Source organism: Actinopolyspora biskrensis (assembly GCF_013408175.1).
Taxonomy (GTDB): Bacteria; Actinomycetota; Actinomycetes; order Mycobacteriales; family Pseudonocardiaceae; genus Actinopolyspora; species Actinopolyspora biskrensis.
In genome coordinates, this window is sequence record NZ_JACBYW010000003.1 from 463,037 (window position 1) to 483,487 (window position 20,451).

The following is a 20,451-nucleotide window of genomic DNA, read 5'->3' on the forward strand; positions in this document are numbered from 1 at the left end:
CGCGATCCCCTGAGTCGTTGTCCGCCCAGATCATGCCTCAGGCCACACCCCACGACGCGCGGGTGGTGGTTATGCTTTCGGGCATGACCCTCATCGACTTCCTGCACTACGGTCTGGTCAGCCTGGTGGCAATCGCCGCCATCGCCACTGTGTGGTTCGCCTTCTACGTGGTGTATCGGCTGCACAGCGACTGACTCCCGTTCGAGGGACCCGGGGGTCAGGCTGCGACTTCCGCGAGGAGACGCGGTAGTCTCGGCAGCGATGTCTGCCACCCCCAACCAGCCGTCCGAACAGCCCGGTCCGTCCAACGGTCAGCCGCAGCCCGGCAGCGGCGACGAGGCGGTGCGCGCCCAGGCCGAGCGCGCCGAGAAGACCCGTGGGCGCAACATTCCCGAGTTCGACGATCTCCCCGGCGTCGGGGACACCGCGAACCTGCGCATGGGTCCCGACCTCGACGACGCCTGCCTCGGGCTGCTTCCGCTGATCGGTGTCTGGCGCGGTGAGGGCGAGGCGAACCACCCCTCGTTGGACGAGAAGTACCGCTTCCTCCAGCAGGTCACGTTCGCCCACGACGGCAGGCCCTTCCTCTACTACGAAAGCCGGGCTTGGAAGCTGGACGGCGAAGGCGGCAACGTCGTGGAGCCCGCCTTCCGCGAGCTCGGCTGGTGGCGGCCCCAGCCGGACGACAGCATCGAGCTGCTGATCGTGCACTCCTCCGGGATCGCGGAGATGTTCTTCGGCAAGCCCCGCAACCAGACCAGCTGGGAGCTCGCCACCGACGCGGTGCTGCGCACCCCGACGGCCGAGGACGTGACCGCGGCGAGCCGCCTGTACGGGGTCGTCGAGGGATCGCTGGCCTACGTCGAGGAGCGCGCCACCTCCGAGCACGAGCTCCAGCCCCGGCTGTCGGCCAAGCTGGAACGGGTAGTGGGCTGAGCCAACCGCTCAGTCGCTTCCTACCAGGAGCTTCCAGCGGTAGGGCTGTATCCGACGTGAGCGCTTCAGCCTGTGCAGGACGAGGAGATCCGGTGCGTGAGTCGGATGCGTCGCACGGCCGGGCCGCTCGCCGCGTAGGTGGCTACTCAAGAGCGGCCCAACACAGCAAGGCGCCGACTCACGTGACGGCTGAGCAACCACCCACGACAGCCGAGCCGCCGAACCCCTGTCAGTACTGGGATTCGTAGAGTTTGCTGATCCTGTCGTGCAGCTCGGGGTCCGCTTCGAGCGCCGCCCCGTCCACCGTGTGCACCTGGACGATCCTGCGGATGCTGGAGGCCAGCCACACCCCGTCGGCCCGGTGGAGCCGTTCGACGGAGACGGGCTCCACAGCGGTCCGCCACCCGGCCTCGGAAGCGGCTCCGAACAGGGCCCCCTGGGTGGTGCCGCGCAGGATCCCCGCGCTCGGGGGTGTCGTGACGAGGGTGTCGCCCTCGGCCAGCACCACGTTCGAGGTGGGGCCTTCCAGCACCGAGCCGTCGGTGGCCGTGAACACGACCTCGTCGGCCCCACGCCGTTCCGCTTCCCGCAGGGCGGCCATGTTCACCGCGTAGGACAGCGTCTTGGCCGAGAGGAGCAGCCAGGGCGCGCGTTCCATCATCCCCGGGTCGATTCCGCGTTCCAGCGTCACGACCGAGATCCCCTCGGCCCTCTTGCGCAGCAGTTCCGCGGAAAGCGACTGTCCGGAGGCGAAGGCCGTGGGGGTCCCGTCACCACCGTCGACCCCCCGGGTGCAGACCAGCTTCAGCGCCAGCTCGGACTCCGCGTCCCACGGCCACCGGTCCGTCACCGCACGCACGGCGCGCTCCCAGTCCGCGCGTTCCGGGAGCGTCATGTCCAGCAGCCGGGCGGAACGTTCGAGCCGGTCCAGATGGGCTTCCAGTTCCCGCGGACGACCGTCGACCACCAGGATCGTCTCGAAAACGCCGTCACCGCGCTGGACACCGAGATCGTCGGCCCGCAGCAGCGGGCTCTCCGGGTCGACGAGGCTGCCGTCGAGCAAAGCCAGAACACGCATAACAGCAGCCTAGTAGGAGTTCGTCGACCCGGCCGCCGTAGGTTCGCGGAGGGATCCCGTCCTCCGGGGTGAGCGGTGCCCTTGGGCCCGCGGCGGCGAGCCGCGCACGCCCGAACAGGTCGTACCGGTCAACGCGGTCGTACGATCGTGGAGAGCAGCACAGGGACACGACCACAACGGGAGCATGCCGTGACCGACCGGGGAGCTCGCACGGCTCGGGACGACGAGCTGGCCGCGAACGACACACCAGCCGACGGCGGCACCGGACACGACGGAGCGCTCGAGGGCGAACCGGCGCTCCGCAACACACTGCACCGGCGCGGTATGCGCATGACCCCCCAGCGGCAGCTGGTGCTCGACTCCGTGCGCGAACTGGAGCACGCCACCCCGGAGCAGGTGTGCAAGCACATCCAGCGGACGGCCCCCACGGTCAACATAACCACCGTCTACCGTGCGCTCGACCTGCTGGAGGAGCTCGGACTGGTCCGGCACACTCACCTGGGGCACGGTGCGCCCACCTACTCGGTCGAGGAGCACGAGCACGTGCACCTGGTCTGCCATCGTTGCGGTGACATCGACGAGGTGCCGTGCGAGCTGCTCGACGGCCTGGGCGAGTCGCTCGACCGGGAACGCGGATTCGCCCTGGACGCGACCCATCTCGCCCTGTCCGGCACCTGCGGCCGGTGCCGCACCGCCGGGGAGGAGGGCCGGGACTCCTCCGAGAGCCGGTCCTCCCGGGACACGTGAACCGTCGTCTGCGTCCCCGTTCGGTCCGGACGCCGAACGGAGCCTTCGCAACAACCGCCGAGGAGCGGAATTGAACTCACCTTTGCTCGAACTGCCGGGCGCGGTCCCCGCGCCGGACGACTCGCCGGACTCGGGAGTGCCGTGGCACTTCGGCGACCCGTTCGGCGAACAGCGCGCGGCCGTCCGCAACGCCGTCGTGGTGGACCGCTCGCACCGCCAGGTCATCGCCGTGCCCGGCGAGGAACGTCTGAGCTGGCTGCACCTGGTGCTCTCCCAGCACCTCACGGAGCTGGCCGAGGACCGGGGAACCGAGGCGCTCGTGCTGGACAACCAGGGCCGGGTGGACAGTCACATGCTGGTGGCGCACCACGACGAGGTCGTCTACCTGGACTGCGAGGCGGGATCCACCGCCACCAGCGCGCTGCCCAGCATGGGCACGGACGGCACGCAGTCGCTCGTGGAGTACCTGGAGGCGATGCGGTTCTGGTCCGCGGTCGAACCGCGCGACGCCACCGACGAGTTCGCCGTGTTCACGGTCATCGGCCCCGAGGCGACCGGCGTGCTCGAAGAGGCCGGGGTGACCGAACCGCCCACCGAGCCCTACGGGATCGCCGCGCTGCCCGGGGGCGGGCTGGTCCGGCAGGTCCCGTTCCGGCAGGTCTACACCGCCGATCTGCTGGTCCCCCGGGAGTCGATGGTCGACTGGTGGATGCGGCTGACCGGCGGCGGAGCCCGCAGGGCGGGAACCATGGCCTACGAGGCGCTGCGGGTCGAGGCCCTGCGCCCCCGGGTGGGGATGGACACCGACGAGCGGTCCATCCCGCACGAGCTGGGGTGGATCCACACTGCCGCCCACGTGGCCAAGGGGTGCTACCGCGGCCAGGAAACGGTGGCCAAGGTGCACAACGTGGGCAAGCCTCCGCGTCGGATGCTGCTGCTGCACCTCGACGGTTCGCTGGAGATACGCCCCGAAACGGGTGATCCGGTGCATCGCGGGGAGCGTTCCGTGGGCCGGGTGGGCAGTGTCGTGCTGCACCACGAACTCGGTCCGGTGGCCCTTGCGCTGTTGAAGCGTTCGGCCCCGGTCGACGAGCAGTTCACGGCCGGTGACGCCGAGCAGGAACGGGCCGTCGCCGCCACGGTCGATCCCGACTCGGTCCCCCCGGACACCGGGGAACCGCCGGGGCGGGTGGCCGTGCAGGGGCTGCGCGGGCAGTGAGCGCCAGGAAGTCCCGCTCCCGCGATCCCCGGCGGCCGGATGGGCTGCGGGGGATCGGCGGAGCCGCCCGCTGTGCCAAGATCGGAGTATGACAGCGTCGTCAGCCGAGACCGGCGGATCTCCGGCCCAAGCGGGAACGATCATCACGGTGGCCGTGACAGGGGCCCACGCGAAGGCCGACGTTCCCACCCTGCCGGTCGGCAGCGAGGAGGTGGCCGCCGCTGCCGCCGCCTGCGAGCGGGTGGGGACTTCGGTCGTGGACCTGGAGCCCCGGCACGACACCGCCGTTCCCGACGTGGTCAGCGCTGTCCGCAACCGGACCGACCTGCTGGTGCGGGTCGCGGCCTACGCGCGTTCGGAAACCCTGACCACCCTGCTGGGTTCGGGGGCCCAGGTGCTCACGTGTCCGGTGGACGCCCCGGCCGATTTCGTCTCCGACCTGCGTACCGGGGCGAGCGAGCGGGGGCTGGCCGTGCACTACGAGGTGCGGAAGCTGGACGACCTGCCGAAGCTGCGGCAGCTGTGCGCCGCGGACTCGCTGCCGGTCCACGTCGTTCTCGTCTTCGGCGCGGGGATGCCCGGCGACATCGGCACGCTGACCGCGGCCGTCGAGGGGGTCCCGGCGGGAGCGGACTTCACCGCGACGGGGCTGGGCGATGCCTCGTTGCCCGTGATGCTGGGGGCGCTGGCTGCCGGTGGGCACATACGCGTGGGGATGGCCGACACACTGGAGTACTCCAGCGGCGTTCCGGTACGGGACAACGCGCAGTTGGCCGCTCGGGCATCCGGTTTGGCGAAGATCGCACAGCGACTGCCGCTTTCGGTATCCCACGTTCGAGGGTTGTTCGGGCTGGCCGAGTGACTCGCTCGGCGGCACACCCTCGACTCCCCCCAGCACTCCACAACGCTGCCCTAGGATGTGGGAAGCAGCGCCGAAGTGCCGGCTCCGGCGAACTCAGCGCCAGGATGCAGAGGTTGTAGCCGTGATCGAAGTGCGCCCCGGAGGCCGCCGACGCATCGACCGGGTTCTTTCCCCGGACTACGTCGGCGATGTCGAACAACGCGGTCTGGACGAAGTGCGCGAACTGCGCGACGAAGCCGCGCAGGAGGAGACCGACCTGTCCTACCTGCGGAGAATGCTGCACGCGCGGATCGACATCGTCCGTGCCGAACAACGCAGACGCGACGAGAACGGCTCCGCGACCGTGGTCGAGGAGCTGGTCGGGATCCTCTCGGACAACGCCGTGGGGCCGGCTTCCGGCTCCGGGCGGTACCAGACGATGGAGCCCTCCAGGGCGGAGTCGCACCGCAGGCACGTGGAGGCGCTGGTCTCGGACGTGGATCTCTCCGATGTGATGTCGCTCTCGGGTGAGAAGCTGGACGCCACCCTGCGCGCCTTCGAGTCCGAGGAGGAGTCGGTCTCCGGCAGGCGCAAGCAGGTCCAGACCGTGGTGGACCGGCTGAACGAGGAGATCGCGCGCCGATACCGTGAGGGGGTCGCCTCGGTGGACGAATTACTGGCGGCGGAAAGGGACGGACAGTGAGTGAGCACGGTAGCCCGGTTCCGCTGGTTGAACTGGTTCGCGGGGACATCGGGGAAGGCCTGCACCACGGTTCGGTGGTCGTCCTCGCCCCGGATGGCCGGGTGAAGCACTCGCTCGGCGGGGCCGATCAGCCCATGTACCCCCGCTCGGCGAACAAACCGGCCCAGGCCGTCGGCATGATGCGTTCCGGGTTGGAGCTGAGCGAGGACGCCGACATCGCGCTGGCCGCCGCCTCGCACAGCGGCGAGCCGGAGCATCTGCTGCGTACGCGTGAGCTGCTCAACCGGCACGACCTGACCGAGGACGCCCTGCGGTGTCCGACGGACTGGCCCCTGCGGGAGGGCGAACGGGATCAGCGCGCCGCCGAGGGATTCGGCAAGCAGCGCATCACGATGAACTGCTCGGGCAAGCACGCCGCGATGCTCGCGACCTGCGTGCAGCGGGGCTGGGCGCTGGAGGACTACCTCGACACCAAGCACCCGCTGCAGGTGGATCTGCACGAGACCGTTTCCCGGCTGGCGGGCGAACCTGTCGCCGCCACCTCGGTGGACGGGTGCGGCGCTCCCCTGTTCGCCGTCTCGCTGACCGGTCTGGCACGCACGTTCCGGACGATGGTCACTTCGGAACGGGGAACTCCGCAGCGGAGGGTGGCCGACGCCATGCGCGCGCACCCCTGGCTGGTCGCGGGGACCGGGCGGGAGGACACGCTGCTCATGCGCGCGGTCGACGGTCTGCTCAGCAAATCGGGCGTCGAGGGAGTGCTGGCCCTGGCACTGCCGGACGGTCACGCGGTGGCGGTGAAGATCGCGGACGGTTCGGCGCGGGCGAGACTGCCCGTGGCGGTCGCCGCGCTGCGTTCGGCCGGAGTCGCCAACGAGGAGCTGGACGCGCTGGCCGAGGAGCCCGTGCTCGGTGGCGGGCGTCCCGTGGGCAAGGTTCGCCCAGTAGCCGACCTCTTCGACTAGTACCCCCGTAGCAGGACTTCGCGTAGCTGGTCGGTTAGCCGGCACGTGAGTCGGCGCCTTGCGGTGTTGGGCCGCTCTTGAGTAGCCACCTACGCGGCGAGCGGCCCGGCCTGGCAATGCATCCGACTCACGCACCGGATGTTCTCGTCCTGGTTAGGCTGAAGCACTCGCGTCGAACGGAACCTTCTACCGGGAGTGCGCAGAGTTCCCCTTCGGCGCCGCAGCGCCGAACCCCGGACAGGAACTCCCAACCGAGAGGCTCACGCCAACGCAAGCGCTTACGAGCCTGAGCAGTCGGCGCCGCCGGGGGTTCTCAGTCTCGGGTCTCGCGAGGACGGCCTCGACGTTGTGTAGGTGGCTACCCGATGTCGAGGATCCCGCAGCGAGACCCCGACTGAGGTTCCCCCACGGAACCACCCGAGCAAACCGAGCCGCGCACTCTCTTCAGTTGTAGCGCTCGTGCGCCGCCAGTTCCGCCCAGAACTCGCGCAGCGCCTCGTAGCGCTCCGCCACCTCGTTGGTGTGTCCGAGTTCCATGGCGTCCACGATCGCGTGCACGTCCTCGGCCGAGGTGTCGGCGCGCAGGTCCTCGTCGCGCATCATGCGCACCAGACCGCCGTAGTCGAGCTCGACCGCCGAGTGCGGGTGGAACCGCTCCAGCCAGCGACCGGTCTCCCGCAGGATCTTCGGAGGTCCCTCGTCGCCCAGCGTGTTCCTGGTGACGGTGTGCGCCCTCGAGACCCTGCGCCTGGCCTCCGCCATCGGCGTGCGCCAGTAGAGCCGTTCGATCCTGTCGTACGAGTCGTGGACGAGCACGCGCTGTTCCGGGTCGACCACGGCGAACCACGGCAGCGGGATCGTCCAGGTGGACGAGATCACGTGCACCGCGCTGTCGGACAGTTCGCTGACCACGGCCGATGCCTTCGACTTGGCGGTGTCCTCGGGCATCGTCAACGCCGCCGTGCGCAACGGCGGGTCGGCGGCACCGATGAAGCCGACCAGCGCGGCGGCGGCGCGCCCCCGGATGTCGAGCGGGCAGACCAGCGGTCCCGGGCCGACGGTCTCGGCGGACTCGGCGGGAACGTCCTCGGGATCGAGGGCCAGCACCTCCTCCCGCCCCTGCGGTGTTCCGTCGATCCCCTCACCGGGAAGAAGACGCGGTCGGATGGACAGTTGGCTACGCAGCCACCTGTTCTGCTCGCGAGCACCGACCCCGACCGGATCCACGGCACCCTGATCCAGCGCTTCGGCGAGTTGTTCCTGTCGGGGCGACTCGAACGATGACAGGGGCTCGTACACCCTCATGTAGGCGACGAACGGCTCCGGCACAGCGTGTATGTTGCCATGTCCGCGAGCCGCTTCCGGCGGCGGCCGTCCCACGCTCCGCACCGGTCGGTTCCACGCCCGTGTCCAGTGCGGTTCACATCACTGTGGCGGAGTCGGCTCGCTGGGCGTACCACGTCGCGGAGAACCGCATCGGCACGGTACGGTAGTTACAGGAAAAGGTTGTTGAGATTCATGCGGGGCCGCCGTTCCCCTGGCCGCCCCGCAAACCCTGCGCGAGGGGGTCGAGCCATGGGGCGCGGCCGTGCCAAGGCCAAGCAGACAAAAGTGGCCCGCGAGCTGAAGTACAACTCCCCCAGTGTTGACCTCGAGGCGTTGGAGCGTGAGCTTTCCTCTGACTACACCCCAGAGTGGTACGAAGAGGACGACTACTACTACGACGGGGAAGACGAACACCGCAGGTGAACGTTCGCCCCGCACGAGCCGCGGGAACCGCTCTTGCGGGTGATCGTACTGCCGAGGTCCGGTCAGCGGGCGAGTTGACGGCCGGCATCGCTGCCCGGCCGCTTCGACGCGCCGGGTGGACGACCGAATGTTCGGACACCACCACGGGTGGGTGGCGGCTCCTGCCGAGCGCACCCACCCGTCGGTCTCCGAGTCGTGCCCCCTCGGCAGTGCGCGAGCCGCGGATGAACCGCACGGAAGCGGGTCACGGGGCTCAGCGCCCGTTCCGGGGTGCGGCGAGGTGCCGGCCGACGTGTCGGCACCCGTCCGCCCACGCGCGGTTCCGCTCCGAGCGGTGCCTTCCCGCCGTGCTGTTCTCGGCGCTCCCGGCGCCGAGAAACCTCGGTATCAGAACCTCGGGTGGTTGCCGCGCAGCACCACCCGCTGCTCCCCCTCCAGGTCCGGGACGGCCGATTCCTTGGCCACCTCGCCCAGCACCCAGGCGGGCGAGTGCCGCGCGGTGAGCACGGCCAGCGCCCGGTCCACGTCCTCCGCGGCGACCACTGCGACCATGCCGACGCCCATGTTGAAGGTGCGTTCCATCTCGGCGGTGTCGATCCGCCCGCGCTGGGCGATCAGCCCGAAAACGGGGTCGGGGGTCCAGCTGCCCCTGTCGACCACCGCGCCGAGGCCCTGCGGCAGCACCCGCTCCAGGTTGGCCGCGAGCCCACCGCCGGTGACGTGCGCGAACGCGCGCACCTCGGCTTCGGCGGCCAGCGACAGGCACTCCTTCGCGTAAATGCGGGTCGGTTCGAGCAGTTCCTCGCCCAGGGTCCGCCCGAACTCCTCGACGTGCCCGGAGAGCGGCATCCTGGCCTGTTCGAGCAACACCCTCCGCGCCAGCGAGTAACCATTGGAGTGCAGCCCGGAGGAGCCCATTCCGATCAGCACGTCACCGGGACGCACCCGATCCGGCCCGAGCATGTCGTCGGCCTCGACGACGCCCACACCGGTGGCCGATATGTCGTACTCGCCCGGCGACATCATTCCCGGGTGCTCGGCCGTCTCCCCGCCGAGAAGCGCGCAGCCTGCCTGCACGCAGCCCTCGGAGACGCCTTTGACCAGGCTGCCGATCCGGTCCGGGTCCACCGCCCCCGTGGCTATGTAGTCCTGGAGGAACATCGGTTCCGCACCGCAGACCACGAGGTCGTCCACCACCATCGCGACCAGGTCGATGCCGACGGTGTCGTGGACGTCCATGGCCTGGGCCACGGCCAGCTTCGTCCCGACCCCGTCGGTGGACGAGGCGAGCACCGGCTCGTTCCACCGGTCCAGCTTGAGCTGGAACAGCCCCGCGAAACCACCGAGCGAACCGAGCACTTCCGGGCGCGTGGCGCGCTGTGCCCACGGGCGCATCCGGTCCACGGCCTCATCGCCCGCTTCGATGCTGACTCCGGCGTCGGCATAGGTGGCTGCGGGCCCGTCCGGATCGGCGGTACCGGAATTCGACCCTGTCAGCAGGTCTTCGGACACGTCTTGCTCCAGATCTGGTGCGCGATTTGACGATCGAGTGTGCGCGTACGTGCGGCTGGCCCCACGCTACGCGTGAACATGGACGACTCGGGTAACGAGCACGGCACCGCCGAGTTGCGGGCCGTTTCCCCGCGGAACACGGCAACGGGAGGGATCGTCCCGGCACGTGCCGGTCTCACGGCCGGCCCACCGCGTCCTCGGCCCCGTAACCACTGGGGAAAACGGGGTCGGCCGAGCCGGAGGAATCCTCGCCCCGCGCACCATCGGAGTCCTCCAACAGGTGCTTGCCGATCCGGTCCTCCTCCGGAATGGGGATCGGGTACTGCCCGTCGAAGCAGGCCGCGCACAACCGGTTGCGCGGTTGTTCGGAGGCCGCCACCAACCCGTCCAGGGAGATGTAGCCGAGCGAGTCGGAGCCGATGGAACGACGCACCCCGTCCAGGTCGAGCCCGTTCGCGACGAGCTCGGCGCGGGAGGCGAAGTCGATGCCGTAGTAGCAGGGCCAGCGCACCGGCGGCGAGGCGATCCGCACGTGCACTTCGAGAGCTCCGGCCTCACGCAGCATCCGGACCAGGGCGCGCTGGGTGTTGCCCCGCACGATGGAGTCGTCGACGACCACCAGCCGCTTGCCCCGGATCACCTCGCGCAGCGGGTTGAGCTTGAGCCGGATGCCGAGCTGGCGAATGGTCTGCGACGGTTCGATGAAGGTGCGGCCGACGTAGGCGTTCTTGACCAGACCGTTGCCGTACGGGATGCCGGACTCCTCGGCGTAGCCCACGGCAGCGGGGGTTCCGGATTCGGGGACCGGCATCACCAGGTCCGCGTCCACCGGGTTCTCCCGAGCCAGCTTGCGACCGATGTCCACCCTCGTGCTGTGCACCGAGCGTCCCGCGATCGTGGTGTCGGGGCGGGCCAGGTAGACGTACTCGAACACGCACCCCTTCGGCTCGGGAGCGGCGAAGCGCTGGGAACGCAGCCCCTCGGAGTCGATCGCGAGCAGTTCTCCCGGCTCGACCTCCCGCACGAAGGAAGCCCCGACGATGTCCAGGCCCGCCGTCTCGCTGGCCACCACCCAGCCGCGTTCCAGCCTGCCGAGCACCAGCGGTCGCACGCCGTGCCCGTCCCTGGCCGCGTAGAGCGTCGACTCGTCGGAGAAGACCATGCTGAACGCACCGCGCACGGTCGGCAGCAGTTCCATCGCCGCCTGCTCGACTCCCTTGTCGGCCGCGTTCGAGGCCAGCAACCCGCACACCAGGTCGGAGTCGGTCGTGGCCCGTTGACAGGCCGTGGCGGAAGAAGCGTTGGGAGTGGAGGCGTCGGCCCCCTCCGCCACCGCGCGCTCGAACAGCTCCGCGGTGTTCACGAGATTTCCGTTGTGCCCGAGCGCGAGCCCGCTGCCGGCCACGGTCGTCCGGAAACTCGGTTGCGCGTTCTCCCAGGTTCCGCCGCCCGTGGTGGAGTAGCGGGCGTGGCCGACGGCCACGTGTCCGCGCAGCGAGGCGAGCACCTGCTCGTCGAACACCTGGCTCACCAGGCCGAGATCCTTGTAGACCAGCATCTGGGAGCCGTCTCCGACGGAGATCCCCGCAGCTTCCTGACCTCGGTGCTGCAGCGCGAAAAGTCCGTAGAAGGCCAGTTTGGAGACTTCCTCGCCGGGGGCCCACACGCCGAAGACGCCACATTCCTCACGTGGGACGTCCTGCTCGGTCGACTCGGCTCTTCCCGGATATGGCAGGTCGGTGACCACCGAAAACTCCCTGCTGAACGGAGTCGGAGTTACACCTCAGTATAAACTGCGTGTCATCCTCCGGTGTTCACCTCCCGAGCGTGTGCCCGGTCACTTCTCGTCAAGCTCCGTCACCGGCGGAGTCGAAGCGCAGCAGCGGAAGCCAGTGCGACAGGTCGGCTCGGGCGCCCGAAGCGGAAACGAGCCCGTCGGCCACCGCGTCCTGCCAGGAAGACCTTCCCGTGACCAGCGACAACCACGTGTGCGGGTCGGTCTCGACGACGTTCGGAGGGGTTCCTCTGGTGTGCTTGGGCCCCGGCACGCACTGCACCGCACCGAACGGCGGCACCCGGACCTCGACGCTCCGCCCGGGAGCGGTTCCCTCGAGGGCGCGCAGAGTCAGCCGAACGGCCCCGGCCAACTCGTTCCGCTCCGGCCGGGCCGCGCGCCCGCTCAGCCAGCCCAGCGTTCCGGCCACCGACTCGCGGAGCTCCACCGGATCCACCGATTCTCGGGCAACCACACCCGAAGTCTAGTAGGGGTTCGGCGATTCGGTCCGCGCGGCGGTGCCGACCGCCCGGGTGGTGTGTTCCGGCGCCGGCGCGCTGCCGGTGCTCACAGCCAGCCGAGCTTCACCGCACGCACCCCGGCCTGGAAACGGGTCTGGACTCCCAGCCGCCAGATCAACTCGCGGACCCTGCGGTGCGCGGTTCGCGAGCTGAACCCCATGTGCCGCCCGATCGCCTCGTCGGTGGCCCCCGCCGCCAGCAGGGACAGAATCCAGCGTTCCTCCTCCGAGGGGACGTCCGTGGCGTCGTCCTCGCGATTCGCGCACAACGGCGCGGCCAGCCGCCAGAGATCATCGAAAACGCTGCTCATGGCGGAGAGCATGGTGGAACCGCGCAGCAGCACGGCGCTCTCGAGAGTCTGCGAGGTGCTCGTGAGCGGCAGCAGGCCGATCTCGTCGTCGACGAGCAGCAGCTTCACCGGGGCGAGGTGGACGACCCGGGCCTGCTCGCCCAGGTCCAGCATCCGCGAAGTCCTGTCCAGCTGTGAACGGTGGGACAGCGCGGAGCGGTCGTAGAGAACCTGGTAGTCGACGCCCTCGGAAAGCTTGTGGCACTCCAGCGCGTCCAGGGAGTCGGTCGCCACGTAAGGGGGTTTCACCACCCCACGCACGACACGCGTGGCGTCGCGCTGCAAGCGGTGGGCCACGCTTCCGATGCACTCGGCACCGTGAACGATCCGCAGCACGCCCTCCCGCGAGGTCTGTGCGCTTCGTGCGACGGAATCGACGGTGCGTCTCGCGTTCGTGTGGATCTCACGCTCGCTCGGGGACTGCTTCGCGGTTCTCGGCTGTGCGGGTCGCAGCATTTCGGCTTGAGTGCTCGGCACGACGGCCCCTCTCGGTGGATGCACGGCCCCGGTTTCGGGTTTCGGGTGGTCACCCGGCCCCGACCGGCAACTTATCCGAACCGGACACCTTCAGGAACCCACTTTCGGAGGAGGCGATCCAACCGTACGACTTAGGGATCCCCCGCCGAGCGATCCGCTCCGGCCCGCGCTCGGCCGACGCGGAAGTGGGTGCCCCCGGCGTGCGAAGTGCCGCCGGGGAGGCTCGGCCCGCCTCCACGGCGAGACCGGCCACACCGACGGCAGTGCCGAGGGCTCGGATGGTGTTCCGGCGCCGGCGGCACCGAAAAGACCCGGGCCGATCGACAACTCGACCGGAAAACATCAATCAGGGGGACACGACCAAGCGGCGCAACCGCGAGCGGACAGCTCGCACGTAGCTCACCACGGTCTCGGCGGAGCCCGCGGTGTCGCCGACCGCGGGTTCCGGAGCGCGCGGCCGCGCGCCGCGCTCCATGCCGTAGTGCAGGTAGAGCTCCCTCTCCTGCTCCGCTTCGAGATCACCCTCCGAAAGCGGGACGCACGGCGCGTTCCGCACGGACTCCCTGGCAACGGCGACGGTCAACGTGTCACCGTCGAACGCCGCCCCTTCCAGGGGGACGAGACTCTCGTTGGTGCCGAACAGACCCGTCTGCACCGTCGCCCACACGGGCTGTTCGGTGTCGGCGTCCACGAGGATCCGACCGATGACACCGAGCCGATGGCCTCTCGGGTCGAACGTGTCACACCCGGCCAGTCGCAACGCCTCCCGTTGTCCGATCATGAGCAACCACCTCCCACCCACCTGCTCGCCCCGACACGAGCATCGGTGGTTAAGTCTGCACGTCTGGGCCGTAGGAGGCATCCCACTCACCCACACGGCCTGTGTCCGTTGTCACATCGAGACCGAACGCGGTTCCCTCCGGCACGTCTGACACCGTCTACAAGGTCGACGCGGAGTCATCACTCCACGGCGTGAGACGCCGGGAGGGACCGCGCGGAGGCCCAGCACAGTATCCGAAAGGACCGTCACGAGATGACCGAAGAACCGGCGCACCCCTACGTTCCCCAGATCACCGACGAGATGCGGGAGCAGGCGAAGCAGACCCCGGACAGCTGGCTCTACATCGTCGACCCCTCCTACGAGGGCTCCGGGGAGGACGTCCCTCCCGAGGGAGTGGTCGGCGCCTTCCGAATCGATTCGGGCGGGGACATCGAGCAGGACTTCCACCCGAACGAGGAGTACGAGCCCAGGGTCGGGACGATCGAACCGGTCAACGAGCTCGAACGGGTTCTCGAACGAATCTCCACCGGGCAGGCCCCCGAATCCGAACTCCCCCCTGCCGTGCTGGCCGCCGACCTGGTGTTCTACGCCGAGGACTCCGAGGACGAGGCGCTCTACGAGGCGGAGCTGGACGACGGCAGCAGGCTCGTGCCCGCCTGCACCTCGGCGGAACGCGTGCCCGAGGACTGGCCGAGCCACCGGGTCGTCCCGGGCGAGCAGCTGCCCAAGCTGCTCGCCGGAATGGACCTGGGGCTCAATCTCGACGACCCGATACGTGCGGTGATCCCGTACGACATGTTGGTCGAGTCGTCCGCGGAACAGTGATCGGGAGTTTCGAACGGGCCTGTCGCGGTTAATCTTCACCGTGTGGCAGACGATCAACAGCGCACTGGTCCGAGCCTGATCGAGCACTACGCGCTGCTCTCCGACCTCCGCACGTCCGCGCTCGTCGGCAGGGACGGCTCCATCGACTGGCTGTGCCTTCCCCGATTCGACTCACCGTCCTGCTTCACGAGACTGCTCGGCGACGACCAGCACGGTCACTGGCGAATCGCGCCCACCTGCCCCGTACAGCGGGTGCAGCGGCGTTACAGGGACAACTCGCTGGTGCTGGAAACCGACTTCCACACCGATTACGGCACCGTGCGGTTGATCGACAGCATGCCCCCGCACGAGAAGAACCAGAACGACCAGCCGTGCGTCGTGCGGACGGTCGAGGGCATCACGGGCGAGGTCGAGATCCGGGTCCGGTGGGTGGTGCGTTTCGCCTACGGCCACTCGAAGCCCTGGGTGCGAACCATCCGCGAGCGGGAGCCGCTGCTGGACGAGTACCTGCTCGCGCTCGCGGGTCCGCACACCGTCGTGCTGCGCGGGGACAAGCTGCCGCGGCGCAAGGAGGACGAGCGGGCGCACGAGACCACGCTCACCGTGCGGGCCGGTGAACGGCACTCCTGGGTGATGCAGTGGTCGCAGGACCCGGATCGCCTCCCACCTCCCGTGGATCCGGTCCAACAAGTACGCGAGAACGAGGAGTTCTGGCGGGAGTGGTCCCAGCGGATCACCTACAACGGGCCGCACCAGGATGCCGTGCACCGTTCGCTGGTCACCCTCAAGGCGCTGACCTACGCACCGTCCGGCGGGATGGTGGCCGCCCCGACCACCTCGCTGCCGGAAGCCCTCGACGGCAACCGCAACTGGGACTACAGGTACTGCTGGCTGCGCGACGCCACCCTCGTGCTGCTGGCGCTGGACAACTACGGATGCTCCGCCGAGGCCGCCGCCTGGAGACGCTGGTTGCTGCGCAGCGTCGCGGGCGATCCGGCGGACGTGCAGGTCATGTACGGGGTCGGTGGGGAACGGCACCTGCTGGAGTGGCAGCCCGACTGGCTGCCCGGCTACGAGGGCAACGAACCGGTACGCATCGGCAACGCCGCGTACGGGCAGCTCCAGCTCGACGTGTTCGGCGAGGTCATGGACGCGCTGCACCTGGCGAGGGAGCGCGGGGTGACCGAGAACCCCGACTCCTGGGCGTTGCAGCGCGGGATGATCAAGCACCTGGAGACGATCTGGCAGCGGCCGGACAAGGGCCTCTGGGAGGTGCGCGGTCCGGACAGGTACTTCACGCACTCCCGCGTGATGATCTGGGTGGCGTTCGACCGGGCGGTCCGCGCCGTGGAGGAGGACGGGCTGCCCGGCCCGGTGGAGAGGTGGCGGGAGATACGCGACACCGTCCACGAGGAGGTGCTCGAGCACGGTTTCAACTCCGAGCTGGGGGCGTTCACCCAGTACTACGGCGGGACCACGCTGGACGCGGCGACCCTGCTGATCCCGGAGCTGGGGTTCCTGCCCGCCGACGACGAGCGAGTGCTCGGCACGCTCCGGGCGGTGGAGCGGCAGTTGCGGCACGGTGTGCTGGTGGACCGCTACAACACCCACGAGGGGACCAGCTCGGTGGACGCCCTCACCGGCAGGGAGGGGTCCTTCCTGGCCTGCTCGTTCTGGCTGGTCGACGCGCTGGCCATGTGCGGGAGGCGGGACGAGGCCGAGCGCGTCTTCGAGGAGCTGCTGGGCATGGCCAACGACGTGGGGCTGCTGTCCGAGGAGTACGACGTGCGCTCCGGCCGCTTCACCGGCAACTTCCCGCAGGCGTTCAGTCATCTGGCCCTGGTCAACTCGGCGGCCGTGCTCTACGGCGGGCACACTCGCAACGAGCCCAGTCGTCGCAACGGAAGGAGAGGGCGTTGAAGGCGGCGACCGTGATCCCGGGAAAACCGGATTCCTCGGCCGTCAACGAGCTGCCGGATCCGGAACCGGAACCGGGTGAGTTGCTGGTCGAGGGACTGTTGGCAGGGGTGTGCGGAACCGACGAGGACGTCGTCAGCTCCGTGCACGGCTCCGCGCCTCCCGGCAAGGACCGGCTGGTGCTCTTCCACGAGTCGCTCGGGCGGGTGCGCTACGCCCCCGCGATCAGCGGGTTCCGCGAGGGCGACCACCTTGTGGGGGTCGTCCGCAGACCGGACCCGCAGCCGTGCGCGGCCTGCGCGGCGGGCCAGTGGGACTTCTGCCGCAACAACGGCTACACCGAGTGCGGGATCAAGGAACTGGACGGTTTCGGTGCGCAGCTCTGGACTGTGGAGCCGAGGTTCGCCGTTCCCGTGGCGCACCGGCTCGGCGACCTGGGGGTGCTCACCGAACCTGCCTCCGTGGTGGCCAAGGCCTGGGAGCAGGCCGAGAAGATCGGGAAGCGGTCCTACTTCTCCCCGCGCCGGGTGCTGGTGACCGGAGCCGGGCCCGTCGGGTTGCTGGCCGCGCTGATGGGTGCGCAGCGCGAGCTGGAGGTCCACGTCCTGGACCGGGTGACCGAGGGGACCAAGCCGGATCTCGTCCGGGCGCTGGGCGCCAGTTACCACACCTCCCTGGACGAGCTCGGTTTCGAGCCGGAGATGGTGTTCGAGGCGACCGGTTCGGGCGAGGTGGTGTTCGACGTGCTGCGCCGCACCTCCCGCAACGCGATCACCGTGCTGCTCGGGATCTCGGGCAGCGACCGGACGGTCCGGGTTCCGACCGGCGCGGTCAACGACGAACTGGTGCTGGACAACGACGTGGTGCTCGGCAGCGTGAGCGCGAACCTGCGGCACTACCGCAGCGCGGTCCAGGCGCTGGACAACGCCGATCGCGAGTGGCTCGGCCGGTTGATCTCACGGCGGGTGCCGCTCGACCGCTGGCAGGAAGCGCTCAGCTCGGAGCAGGACGACGTGAAGGTGGTCGTGGACCTGCGGGACTGACCCGCGGAGCGGAAGGGAGTCTCCGGGGACCTCACGAGCGCGTTCGGCGGCCCCGGAGGCCGTTCGGTTCCCGCGGCGTTGGCTATAAAGTCACGGGATCATGACACGACGCTACTTACGTTCCGGCACCGCGCGAGCGGCCGTCGCTTCGCTGGCCGCGATCACCCTGCTGACGGCCGCGGGCTGCGGTGGTGGGTCCGAGGAGTCGGCGGGCCCGCCGCCGGAGAGCTCGTCCGCAGCGCCCGCGGCGACCTCCGAGCGGACTCCCGAGGTCACGAGTTCCACGACCGGGCCGTCCGATCCCTCCGAAACGGCTCCGCTGCCCTCCTGGGACATCAGCCGCACGAGTTCCGGCCCCGAATCGGTTACCGCGGTCGAGCCCCCGCCGCCGAAGGTCTCGCTCTCCGGGACGGACCCGTGCGCCCTGCTCACCGAGGCCCAGCGGGAGGAAGTCGGTCTCACCGGACCCACGAACCGCGAGCGGAGCGACGGTTCGCGCAGCTGCGAGTTCAGTCAGCCCGAGGACCGCGGCCCCGGAACCAGCGCCCAGCTCGAGATCCACGAGAACAGCGGGCTGGACGAGTTCACCGGCATCAACGGTGCTCCGGAGGACACCACCGTCGCCGAGCACCGCGCCAGGATCCAGTGCGAGTACGGAAACTGCCTGATCGGCATCGCCGTCGCGGACAGCTCCCGCGTGGACGTTCAAGCCACGGTGCTCGGGGACGACGCCGCCACGGAGGAGCTCGGCAGAAGGATCGCGGAAATGGTGATCGGGAACCTGTCGAACGTCTAGGCCGCCGTCCCGCGCGGGGCGGTCCGAAGCGGAGGACACCGCCGTGGCCGGAAGGGCCCCGGTCACGGCGCTCCCGCGCCCCCGCCGCGGGACACTTCCGCCGCGAACGCGGGGTGCGGCCGGTCCACCAGCACCGATTCACCGCCCTCCGAGGTACGGGCACGCACCACACGCGGCACTCCTCCCATGCTGAACGGGACGGCGGCCAGCAGCATCGCGGCGAACCCGCCCAACAAGGCCGCGCCGAACACCGCCGCCGTCTCCCCGGTGACGACCCTGGCCGCCACCGCGGCGAGCACGGCGAGCAGACCACCCCAGAACAGCACCTGCGCCGCACCGAACCACACCAGACGCCTCACCAGGCACTTCGGGCAGAGCGGCCATCCGCGCACCCTCGTGACGACCACCTTTCCGGCCCGCTCACCGAGCCTGCCGAACAGGCCGAGAACGTTTCCCCCACCGAGCACGCGGTTGCCGGACACCTCCACCCGCGACTGCAGCGCGAAGTCGATCCTGCGCGTGCACGGGGCACCGTGCCACGAACAAACCCCCGGCAGGCTCTCCGGAACGCACAGCTCGGCGGGAAACTCCAGCACTTTCTGCGCCGCCTCGGCCACGTCGTCCACCCCGTCTTCCGTCCGAACGACAACCAACCCGATCGTGTTGATTCCTGGAAACATTGTAATGTAAAGTCGCTCGAAAACCAAAATAACCCTACTGGAGCAAGAGTGTCTTTCAAGGCCGAGCCCGACAGCATAAAATCTTTCGGGGAAAGATTGAGCGAGCTGGCGAACGAGTCCAACAAAGCAGCCGCTTATGTCGAGGAATGGCTCAAAATAGACGGGGAAGACTCTCGGATGTACTTCACGGCCGCCTCAGCGGCGGAGAACGCCAGAAACACTTTGACGGACAACTACGACAAGCTGAAAAAGATACAGAACGAGGCGGCGACCGAGATCGACAAGGCGGCGAGCCTGTACCAGCGCCTCGACCAGGAAGAAGCCCGCAAGCTGGACCGAAGCTACGAATGAGACAGGACGAGGATGAGCAACTCACCGGCAGGCCAGCTCGTGGAGCCGACTTCGACGGACCCCATTCCCGACCTGGCCGAGAACGTGATCGGGGTTCCGCAGTACATCAGTTTGTCCTACTGGATCGGCTGGGCGGCCGAGCAGGTGTGCGGCACCAATCCCTGGCTGTGGATAGGCGAGCAGGTCGGCGGGGACTGGGAGAAGGTCCAGAGGGCCGGCGTCGCACTGGAGAACCTCAAAGAGTTCAACGGGGACTTCGCCAGTGAGCTGAAATCGGCTTTCGACGACGTTTCCCACGACTGGTCGGGAGTCGCGGCGGACAACGCCGAATCGTACTTCAGGAAGCTTTCGGAAACGATAAAACAGCAGCAGGACACCCTTGACGACCTGGCCACCCAGTTCAAGGACATGGCCATCGGCATGTACGAATCGGCCAACGCCATAAAGGGTTTCCTCGAAATGCTGCTCGACTACCTCATCGCCATAGGGCTGGAGGCGGCGGCCGCGGCGGCCAGCAGTTACACCGTGATCGGCCCGGTCCTTTCCGGCGCGGCCATGGTCGCCACCATCACCAAGGCGATAGGAGTCTGGGGACAGGCCCTCGACGCGCACACGGCCGCCTGGAACTCCGTGCAGGCCACGGTCGGCCTCGTGGCAGGTTACGCCTCGTCGCTGCAGGACATAGACCGACACAGCCTCCCCGAAGGCAACTACGACCACCCCGGAGTCTGATGTGGAAAACCCCGGCGAGGAAGAGCACACGCTGGATGTGGCGCACGGCGACAGAGCCGTCTCCGAACACTTGAAGAATTCGCTGCGGCTGCTGCGCGAGAAAACGGACGACAACGACTTCAAGGAGATGGTGGATGACATAGTGGCGGGAAGGTCCAGCCTGCGTGAGGCCGTTTCCTCACCGACTTTCGAGCAGGTGCTGAACCCGTTCGTCGAGCAGGCCGCCGAAAAGTTCGAGAACATGTCGGAAGAAGAATGGCGGCAGTTGGAGGAGACCGGGACGCAGCAGTTCGCGGAATTCCGTGAACAGCTCTCACGAAACGGCGGAGGAACACACCGCGACGACGCCGAGGACGAGGACGAGGAGGACTTCAGCCAACGAAGCTGGTTGGAGTGACCCGCCGGCCCCGGCCGTGCTCGTCTCCGCGACGCGCGCACGGCCGCGCCCCGCGCAC

General features: G+C 69.0%; 22 protein-coding genes. 14 read left to right on the forward strand and 8 right to left on the reverse strand.

All coding sequences use genetic code 11. The features are described from left to right. Positions 1–261 precede the first annotated feature (261 nt). Positions 262–936, forward strand: coding sequence for a heme-binding beta-barrel domain-containing protein (locus FHR84_RS10550; RefSeq protein WP_179535276.1), 675 nt, complete (start codon positions 262–264; stop codon positions 934–936). A gap of 229 nt (positions 937–1,165) precedes the next feature. Here FHR84_RS10550 and FHR84_RS10555 read toward each other — a convergent pair whose 3' ends face one another. Next, complete coding sequence (locus FHR84_RS10555) at positions 1,166–2,014, reverse strand: aminodeoxychorismate lyase (RefSeq protein ID WP_179535277.1); 849 nt, start codon at positions 2,012–2,014, stop codon at positions 1,166–1,168. 189 nt (positions 2,015–2,203) lie between these two features. Between FHR84_RS10555 and FHR84_RS10560 the strand changes: the two genes are divergently transcribed. From FHR84_RS10560 to FHR84_RS10580, 5 genes are all read left to right on the forward strand, one after another. Beyond that, positions 2,204–2,761 (forward strand): Fur family transcriptional regulator, encoded by a 558-nt coding sequence (locus FHR84_RS10560; protein ID WP_425489885.1) that lies wholly within the window; start codon positions 2,204–2,206, stop codon positions 2,759–2,761. A 70-nt stretch (positions 2,762–2,831) separates the two neighbouring features. Further along, the gene (gene ygfZ / locus FHR84_RS10565; RefSeq protein WP_246300416.1) at positions 2,832–3,980 is read left to right on the forward strand and encodes a CAF17-like 4Fe-4S cluster assembly/insertion protein YgfZ; all 1,149 of its coding nucleotides are present in this window, start codon (positions 2,832–2,834) and stop codon (positions 3,978–3,980) included. 88 nt (positions 3,981–4,068) lie between these two features. Continuing rightward, a complete protein-coding gene (locus FHR84_RS10570) occupies positions 4,069–4,842 on the forward strand; it encodes a 3-keto-5-aminohexanoate cleavage protein (RefSeq protein ID WP_218862635.1) in 774 nt (257 codons plus the stop codon). Positions 4,843–4,963: 121 nt separating this feature from the next. Further along, positions 4,964–5,524, forward strand: a complete 561-nt coding sequence (locus FHR84_RS10575; protein WP_179535278.1) for an RsiG family protein — start codon at positions 4,964–4,966, stop codon at positions 5,522–5,524. Next, positions 5,521–6,489, forward strand: coding sequence for an asparaginase (locus FHR84_RS10580; protein WP_179535279.1), 969 nt, complete (start codon positions 5,521–5,523; stop codon positions 6,487–6,489). Before FHR84_RS10575 ends, FHR84_RS10580 begins: the two co-directional genes overlap by 4 nt. A 444-nt stretch (positions 6,490–6,933) precedes the next feature. Here the strand turns inward: FHR84_RS10580 and FHR84_RS10585 are convergent, their stop codons facing one another. Continuing rightward, the gene (locus FHR84_RS10585) at positions 6,934–7,818 is read right to left on the reverse strand and encodes a DUF8083 family protein (RefSeq protein WP_179535280.1); all 885 of its coding nucleotides are present in this window, start codon (positions 7,816–7,818) and stop codon (positions 6,934–6,936) included. Between the two features lie 246 nt (positions 7,819–8,064). Here FHR84_RS10585 and FHR84_RS10590 point away from each other — a divergent pair, with 246 nt between their 5' ends. Then, a complete protein-coding gene (locus FHR84_RS10590) occupies positions 8,065–8,238 on the forward strand; it encodes a DUF3073 domain-containing protein (protein ID WP_179535281.1) in 174 nt (57 codons plus the stop codon). Between the two features lie 387 nt (positions 8,239–8,625). On the opposite strand, the gene purM is transcribed toward FHR84_RS10590, so the two are convergent. From purM to FHR84_RS10615, 5 genes are all read right to left on the reverse strand, one after another. After that, a complete protein-coding gene (gene purM, locus FHR84_RS10595; protein WP_179535282.1) occupies positions 8,626–9,750 on the reverse strand; it encodes a phosphoribosylformylglycinamidine cyclo-ligase in 1,125 nt (374 codons plus the stop codon). A gap of 175 nt (positions 9,751–9,925) precedes the next feature. Further along, a complete protein-coding gene (purF, locus tag FHR84_RS10600) occupies positions 9,926–11,497 on the reverse strand; it encodes an amidophosphoribosyltransferase (protein WP_179535283.1) in 1,572 nt (523 codons plus the stop codon). A gap of 100 nt (positions 11,498–11,597) precedes the next feature. After that, positions 11,598–11,999, reverse strand: coding sequence for a sterol carrier family protein (locus FHR84_RS10605; RefSeq protein ID WP_343075222.1), 402 nt, complete (start codon positions 11,997–11,999; stop codon positions 11,598–11,600). A 92-nt stretch (positions 12,000–12,091) separates the two neighbouring features. Further along, positions 12,092–12,730, reverse strand: a complete 639-nt coding sequence (locus tag FHR84_RS10610) for a helix-turn-helix transcriptional regulator (RefSeq protein WP_343075223.1) — start codon at positions 12,728–12,730, stop codon at positions 12,092–12,094. A 487-nt stretch (positions 12,731–13,217) separates the two neighbouring features. Beyond that, positions 13,218–13,652 (reverse strand): PRC-barrel domain containing protein, encoded by a 435-nt coding sequence (locus tag FHR84_RS10615; protein ID WP_179535285.1) that lies wholly within the window; start codon positions 13,650–13,652, stop codon positions 13,218–13,220. 252 nt (positions 13,653–13,904) lie between these two features. On the opposite strand from FHR84_RS10615, the gene FHR84_RS10620 reads away from it, so the two are divergent. From FHR84_RS10620 to FHR84_RS10635, 4 genes are all read left to right on the forward strand, one after another. After that, the gene (locus FHR84_RS10620) at positions 13,905–14,477 is read left to right on the forward strand and encodes a type VII secretion system-associated protein (protein WP_179535286.1); all 573 of its coding nucleotides are present in this window, start codon (positions 13,905–13,907) and stop codon (positions 14,475–14,477) included. A 42-nt stretch (positions 14,478–14,519) separates the two neighbouring features. After that, entirely contained in the window at positions 14,520–16,397 is a 1,878-nt protein-coding gene (locus FHR84_RS10625) for a glycoside hydrolase family 15 protein (RefSeq protein ID WP_179535287.1), read from the forward strand. Then, positions 16,394–17,437, forward strand: coding sequence for a glucose 1-dehydrogenase (locus FHR84_RS10630; RefSeq protein WP_179535288.1), 1,044 nt, complete (start codon positions 16,394–16,396; stop codon positions 17,435–17,437). Before FHR84_RS10625 ends, FHR84_RS10630 begins: the two co-directional genes overlap by 4 nt. Positions 17,438–17,537: 100 nt before the next feature. Beyond that, entirely contained in the window at positions 17,538–18,233 is a 696-nt protein-coding gene (locus FHR84_RS10635; RefSeq protein WP_179535289.1) for a DUF3558 family protein, read from the forward strand. Between the two features lie 62 nt (positions 18,234–18,295). On the opposite strand, the gene FHR84_RS10640 is transcribed toward FHR84_RS10635, so the two are convergent. After that, positions 18,296–18,913 carry a hypothetical protein gene (locus FHR84_RS10640; protein ID WP_246300417.1) on the reverse strand — a complete coding sequence of 206 codons (618 nt, stop codon included), beginning with the start codon at positions 18,911–18,913 and terminating at the stop codon, positions 18,296–18,298. Between the two features lie 48 nt (positions 18,914–18,961). On the opposite strand from FHR84_RS10640, the gene FHR84_RS22875 reads away from it, so the two are divergent. The 3 genes from FHR84_RS22875 to FHR84_RS10655 are packed head-to-tail and all read left to right on the forward strand — an operon-like array spanning position 18,962 to position 20,393. Continuing rightward, complete coding sequence (locus FHR84_RS22875) at positions 18,962–19,264, forward strand: type VII secretion target (RefSeq protein WP_343075224.1); 303 nt, start codon at positions 18,962–18,964, stop codon at positions 19,262–19,264. Positions 19,265–19,276: 12 nt separating this feature from the next. Further along, positions 19,277–19,996 (forward strand): hypothetical protein, encoded by a 720-nt coding sequence (locus FHR84_RS10650; protein ID WP_218862636.1) that lies wholly within the window; start codon positions 19,277–19,279, stop codon positions 19,994–19,996. A 1-nt stretch (position 19,997) separates the two neighbouring features. Beyond that, entirely contained in the window at positions 19,998–20,393 is a 396-nt protein-coding gene (locus tag FHR84_RS10655) for a hypothetical protein (RefSeq protein WP_179535290.1), read from the forward strand. Positions 20,394–20,451: the final 58 nt, after the last annotated feature.

Bases quoted from the DNA above. Each gene is read 5' to 3' on its own strand.
- FHR84_RS10550 (WP_179535276.1), top strand. From the start codon at position 262: ATGTCTGCCACCCCCAACCAGCCGTCCGAACAGCCCGGTCCGTCCAAC.
- FHR84_RS10555 (WP_179535277.1), bottom strand. From the start codon at position 2,014: ATGCGTGTTCTGGCTTTGCTCGACGGCAGCCTCGTCGACCCGGAGAGC.
- FHR84_RS10570 (WP_218862635.1), top strand. From the start codon at position 4,069: ATGACAGCGTCGTCAGCCGAGACCGGCGGATCTCCGGCCCAAGCGGGA.
- FHR84_RS10590 (WP_179535281.1), top strand. From the start codon at position 8,065: ATGGGGCGCGGCCGTGCCAAGGCCAAGCAGACAAAAGTGGCCCGCGAG.
- FHR84_RS10615 (WP_179535285.1), bottom strand. From the start codon at position 13,652: ATGATCGGACAACGGGAGGCGTTGCGACTGGCCGGGTGTGACACGTTC.
- FHR84_RS10620 (WP_179535286.1), top strand. From the start codon at position 13,905: ATGACCGAAGAACCGGCGCACCCCTACGTTCCCCAGATCACCGACGAG.
- FHR84_RS10635 (WP_179535289.1), top strand. From the start codon at position 17,538: ATGACACGACGCTACTTACGTTCCGGCACCGCGCGAGCGGCCGTCGCT.
- FHR84_RS10640 (WP_246300417.1), bottom strand. From the start codon at position 18,913: ATGTTTCCAGGAATCAACACGATCGGGTTGGTTGTCGTTCGGACGGAA.
- FHR84_RS10650 (WP_218862636.1), top strand. From the start codon at position 19,277: ATGAGCAACTCACCGGCAGGCCAGCTCGTGGAGCCGACTTCGACGGAC.